We start from the raw sequence: 6,000 nt of genomic DNA, 5'->3' as shown, positions 1-6,000 counted from the left end.
GGCGGATGACCTGAACCCGTCGTTCGTGCCGCGCCTCGCGCGACAGCGATCTCATGTCAGCTGTTTCCATCACTGATGGATCACGGCGGGTCGGAAAAGTTCAAGTTATTTGCTGCCGGATCAATAAAAGACCATCACCCCAGCTGAATCGGCCATCCTCATCGCGACCAATGTAGGAGAACCGACCCACCTGCTCATCCTCATGCACAAACGTTTTAACAACCCGTTTATAGGCCCGTTCCCCCTCACCACTTTCATGCTTTGACAACACCCAGTCGCCGACCTTGATCTGCTCGATGGGCACCAGGCCTTCCTTGGTATGAACCAGCGTACCGGCAGCAAAGCAAGCATCGGTTTCGTACCACTTCTTGGATAAATCGATACTCTTCTTCAGATCATCCAGGATCTTTTTTTCCAGGATTTGCCCGGTCCCCTGACCTGTGCTTGCCAATTCACGCTTGACTTCCTTGAGCGTTTTCCTGGCCCCAAAGGCAGCCTGGAACTCCGCCGGCGCGCTGCCCTGGTCGAGCAACGACTTCTTGACCCCTGTTTGCAACATACGGTTCATTTTCTCGAATAGCAAGATCTGATCCCTCACAGACAGTTCACTCTTGTCCAAACCCTTGATGAGCTTGGTCACCTCGACGCGGTAGAACTGGGTCGCCTCGCTCAGCGTTTTGGTGCCGGGCTCGGGAAGCTTAAGGGTCAGATTACCGAATTTGAGGACGAACCAGCCGGCCGGTGCGCTATCGGGGATGCGCGAAACGCTCACTTTGATGCGCTCCGAGCCGCTGACAGCGGACTTCAACTTCACTCCGGCCGCCTGGGTTTCGTCGGCGAGGAAGCTGGCGCCACCCACGACCGCCAATTTGCCAGGACTGGTGATCAGGTTGCTCAGGTAGGTGAACATTTGCTTGATGGAGGCGATGGCGCGCGGCGAGACTTCCCGCGCTACGCCCGGCCCAAGCAAGCCCCCCAAGACCAGAGCTATTTGGTCCTCTGCCAGCCCGGCCAACACTTGCGCAATGGTCTGCTCGCCGCGTTGCAACGCCGGTGCCATCTGGCCAAGCAAGCCTTGGATCGCCGCATCCATGGTCTTGAGGCTGATGAGGGCGCTGGCGCCGGCGCTCGCGGCTACGGTGCCGCCCAGGCCCTTGGCGATGACGAAGGTTGGGCCGGTGACGGCGAAACTCACCGTCACACCCAAACCATGGGCCAGCACCAGCTTGAACACCTCGCGCTCATAGTCCGCATATTTCTTGATCACACCCGCGTTGTACTGTTGGCGCAGCTTGTCCCGCGCCTCAAAGAAGCCCCCAGTGAAGCCATCGAGGATGTGATAGCCCACTTTGAGCAAGAAGCTTTCGGTGGCATCCACTGCAGATCCGGTTGTCGCAATGGTGGGTGGGCCCGCGCCGTCGTCCTGACTCAACTCAATGACGTCGCCTCGCGCGTACGGATCTCCCACGTCTAGCGGTGCAGGGCTTGGGTTATAGGCACCAAAGCCAGTCACGCTGCCAAAGAGCTGGCCTTCGGCCACTCCGTCGTAACGAATGGTCCCGGCGCCGTAGTAGACACCGCCAGACAAAGATTCACCTGCACGATCGATGGGTATGGTGCGGCTGCGGTTGGCTTTGTCCGCCTGAACCGCCAGTTCCACCAGCTTGGCCGCATCCCACGTGAAAAGGGTTCGGAACGTGTGCCAGCCTGTGGGCGTGGCTTCATCCAGAAACACGTCAGCGTACAACGTACCTTCCGGTCCCAACATCAGACGATCAACCGCCCCGCCGATGATCGGCGATGTCGCGCCAAGGTAGCGAGGTTCGCCAAACGGGTCTTCCACGATGCCGATCTTGCCGCCGATCGCTTTGCCTTCCCCATAGTTCTCGTAGTCGACGAAGTGAGCGTCGTTGAACAGGAAGTTGTAGTCGGCGACCAGTGCGTACTGCTTACCCTTGTAGGTGACGATGACGCTGCCAGCCGTACGCTGGATGTTCTGCTGGAACTTGGTGTTGATCCAACCCGAGACTTGCTCTGTGGGCGTCATCTGAATCGCCCGGGCCGATGCACCGCCAGAAAGATAGCCAAGCGCATCGACATTGGCGCTCAGCGCGATCAATCCACTGTTGGGGTCCTTACTGCTCGAAAGGAGGAACTGCGCGTTACCGGCGCCGCTGGTCACATAGCGGGGATAGGTGCCGTTCGACGCTACTGGGAATGATTCGGCACTCATCGTTGTGACAGCCTTGCCTTGCAGGACACCTTTGTCGCTTGTCTTCGCCAAGTCCAGGATGTAGACGTTACCCCGCCCGGCCGATCTATCATTCAGGTTGAGGCTGTCACGCCCCTGTGGTGCGGTGATGGCGAGGTAGCTGTCGCTGTTGATCGCCATATCCTGGAAGCCATAGGGAGCGTTCGCGCCGAATTTGATCTGCAAAGCATCCGACAAGAAACTTGAACTGTCCGGATCGATGTTGAAGCGCAGCAGACGACCACCCGTTGGCGATACTGAACTTCCCTCAGACACATAGAGCCAATCGCCAGACACCGCCAGGCTCGAAATCGGCGCCGTGGCCCCTGGCGGCACCTTGAGGGTGTGAACGATACGCAGGGTGCGCATGTCCATCACGTAGATTTTGCCCTCGCGGCCTGCGATGTAGGCCATCGTTCCATCGGCACTGTGGACAACCTGCTCACCGTAGCGACCGCCCAGGTTCAGCGGGCTACCGGCTTGGTCTTGCTTGATTTGCCGCAAGAAGTCCAGCCCGTCCGCGGGGTTGGTCTTGGCTGCAAACACATTGATGCTGTCTGGCGTTACAACCAGGCTCCAACCAGGCGTGAACGTCGCCCCCTCCACCGATTCTGAACGCACATAGTCCGTAGTAAGGCTGGTTTTGCCGTTAAGCGTGCTGACGCCGCGTCGCACTATGCTGATGTTGTGCAGTGAGAGCGCAACACCCTGTGGAACAGTGACCTCTATCGACCCGAAGCCGAGGTCAGTTGCGACAAGTTCCAGCTCTGCCAAGCCCTTGAGCGACGGGGCGCCACGCGCGCACGATTGGGGACCATGGGGGCTCAGTAAAACCTTGATGTCTGCGGTCTTGGCTTTGGTTCCCTCCGGCACGATGTTCTGCCCGGTGATGGTCAACTTCATCGTACTCGGATCAAACTGTATGCGCGTGATGTTCGGAAGCAACTCGCCGCCAGCAGCTATGGGAGGATAGATGTTGGTCGTGTTCGAGCGCCGCAAGGCGCTTCCAGGAATGACCGCTTTATCTGCGCCTGCAGCGCCGTACTTCAGCGCAAAGAAGCTCGCGAGTGAGCAGAACAGATCGACCATAGCGGTGGAGAGATACTCCGCCGCTCTGGCTGCGATGTTGGTCTCTGGCGACCAGAATGCGCTCCACGCACCCGCCCACTCGACGAGTTGGGTGTCAACAATGTCCAATACGCTGTCACTCAGCGTCAGCAAGTAGCGCCCTGTGCCCAGCAGGCCATCGAAGGGTGGGCTGGACGTGCGTGCGTAGCCGTCTTGCGAGACGACGCCGTTGTCCACCAACCACCACGTCTGATGCTCGGTACCATCATCGTCAAGGATGCTTCCTTGTTTCCAGAACTGAACCTGTTTGCCTGCCTCCACACCGGCGGGGGCACGAACCGAAAGCTGCAGGGGAAGTTCTGCAATTTCTTCGCCGATGCTGATGTCAACAGCAGCAAACGCGTGCAACAGCTGTGGCGAAGGAAGTGGCGTGTCGACTTGCGCGAGCGCCACGCTGTGAAGACTAACCTGAGTGCCAGAAGCAAGCGCCCCTGGCGCTACCATCAGCAGGTTGCCTTCTGCGTCCTGCACGACAGCCCCTTGCTTGGCTGTCACAGTTGCGGTACCGACAGTCGCGGGCTGCACGTTCAAGGTAATGTCCTGCTGGCGGCCCTGGTGGACGATGCTCAAGGTCGCCGTGCCTGTGGCCTTTGCCGCGATCAGGCCATCGGGGCTGACCTCGGCAATGGCGGCATCGCTGACGAAGTAGCGCGTGCCCAAAGCCGCTGCCGATATGTTGACCGGCACACCGCCGTTGGTTCCGGCCGTGTCTGGCAGCGTCACGTTCAGTTGACGCTGACCCATCAACGGCAGCGTGATGGCGCGCGGATATACGTCGACCTCGAAGCCGTTGTCGTCCAGATCGGGGCCGTATCCATCGAGCGAGACCGTGAAGGCGTTCACCCCTTCTATTCCTCGGGCCTGGACCTGCACCAGGGCGATGCCGTTGCCTATGCCCCGCACCGCGCCGGTGCTGCTGACACTCACCACCGAACTGTCAGAGGACGTGTACATCGCATAGTTGCCAGTAAGCACGACGCCCTCTTGATCCTCGAAATCACCCGTCACCGCCAACTGCCCGGTTTGACCGGCCACCAGGCCCGCCAGTCTCTGCACGTGGATGGTCAGCAAGCGAGCCGCACTCACGACTATGTCGATCTCGATGGGGCCACTTGCCGCAAAGCCATCATCGGCCTGTACGGTGATGGTCGCCTGTCCCGCGTAGCCCACTTCGGGCATGAATTCGATGCGCTCGCTATCCACGGAGAGCTTGGCGGTGCCATGCGTCGCGCCCAGCACCCGCCAGAACACGTTGTCGCCTTCCAGGTCGCGCGCGACGCTGGCCAGGCTCGTACGCGCAGCGAGGTCCGTGTGGGTCTTGAGGTTCGTCGTCCCGGCGGCCACCGGTGCCTGGTTGGCGCGCAGCCCATAGTTCGCGTAGAGCACCTGCCGATCCACCTGCGTGGCCTGTCCATCGCCGTCGAGATCCGACGGCGACTGCGCCCATGCGGCGCTGTCGGAGCCGTTGACCAAACCATCGAGGTTCAAGTCACCAGCCAAGCGCAGGCGCACCGTGACCTGGCCTTCGCCGGCAAAACGGATCATCTTCAAGCCGGCTTCGCTCACGCGGACCAGCGTCGTCAGCTTGCTGCCGACCGTGGACGTGCCCAACACCGTAGCGCCGGTCACCTGCAGCGAGCCGACGGCCTGCGCGAACTCCGCCTCGATCGCCACGATCACTGCGCCCTGCGCGCCCGGAACCTTCACCGTGGCCGCGATCTCGCTCTCGCGGATCGTGAAGCCCAAGCTGGTGGTTTGGCCGTTCGCCAGCGTGCCGCTCCAGCCCGCGGCCGTGAGGCCGCTTCCCGATCCCGCCAGCGCGCCCGTGTGCCAGCGCATCGCGGCACCAAAGTCCGCCGACAGCGTGTCCTTCAGCAACGAGCCATCAGCCTCGTAGCCGTATGGCTGGCCGGTGCGTGCGCCGTTGTCGGTCGTGATGTCCCGAACCAGCTCCAGCCGGCCGCGGGCGCCATAGACGTAAGCATAGGAGGTCTGCATGCCCTCCATCATGCCGGTGACGCGCTTGATGCGCCCTTGCTCGTCGCGCACGAAGTCGACCCGTTGCTCGGCACCTGCCGAGGTGATCGCTGCGATGCCCGCGTCGCTCACCATCCACTGGGCACCATCGGCAAACTCGACCGCCGTGACCTGGCCTTGCGCATCCAATTGGTAGCGGGTGCCGTCCGGGCCGGTCAGGGTGAAGCTGGCCGGCACCCAGGGCAGGCCCGTGACCTGCTCGTACAGGCGGCCGCCTTGGCGCTGCAGCGCTTCGGCATTGCCGCCCAGAAGCCCAATTCGGGTGTCGAGGCCGGTGTCGGCGTGCGCCTGCAGGGTCCAGCCCGGGGTTGTCGTGGCGAAGACGGGGCGGATGACCACCGGCGCACCGGCCACGTTGGCCAGGCGTTCGCTCACGGTGCCGAGGGTGAACGTCAAGGGGGTTGCCGCGGCTCCGGTGAGCGAGGGGGTCCGCAGCCAGATGCGGGCACCCTCGCTCCAGGGGGCCAGCATGCCCTGGTCGTCGGTGGCGGGTTGGTCGGTGGTGAGCTGGGTCTGCAGGCCGGAGAGCTGCCAGTTGCCGAAGTCGGGGGCGGGCGCGCCCCTCACCCCCACCCTCTCCCCGG

The 6,000-nt window shown here is 61.9% G+C and carries 1 protein-coding gene (only partly in view); it reads right to left on the bottom strand.

The features are described 5' to 3' along the window. Positions 1 to 100: 100 nt before the first annotated feature. Positions 101 to 6,000, bottom strand: partial view of a calcium-binding protein gene (locus tag ACE3T5_RS08395; RefSeq protein WP_374666441.1) — the 3' portion only. Its footprint extends 24,115 nt past the window's final position; the window shows 5,900 of its 30,015 coding nt (coding positions 24,116-30,015); its start codon lies off the right edge, out of view; it ends in the stop codon at positions 101 to 103.

Origin of the sequence: Ramlibacter sp. (assembly GCF_041916345.1) — a bacterium.
Lineage (GTDB): Bacteria > Pseudomonadota > Gammaproteobacteria > Burkholderiales > Burkholderiaceae_C > Ramlibacter.
This window is presented reverse-complemented; position numbering and strand designations above follow the sequence as displayed.